We start from the raw sequence: 201 nt of genomic DNA, 5'->3' as shown, positions 1-201 counted from the left end.
GTAGCGTGTAGAAGCGTACCGTATAGCTGCCGCCCGGAACCTGCGCATCAAGAAGGTCCTGTTCCGCATGTCCCTGGAGGTCTACCCTCATCATGCCGTCGGCATTCGTGTCGCATACCACAAGGTCGTCGATCGCTGCGGGAACTACCGGAACCGGGTTCACGATCAGCTGCAGCGGCGCAACAGAGTAGCATTGCGTGG

The 201-nt window shown here is 59.7% G+C and carries 1 protein-coding gene; it reads right to left on the bottom strand.

The window, feature by feature from the left end; genetic code table 11:
• Positions 1-201, bottom strand: a 201-nt coding sequence (locus FJA49_RS18515) for a hypothetical protein (RefSeq protein ID WP_233590038.1), incomplete at both ends; no start/stop codon positions are given.

The organism is Flavobacterium microcysteis, from assembly GCF_006385255.1.
GTDB lineage: Bacteria > Bacteroidota > Bacteroidia > Flavobacteriales > Flavobacteriaceae > Flavobacterium > Flavobacterium microcysteis.
This window is presented reverse-complemented; position numbering and strand designations above follow the sequence as displayed.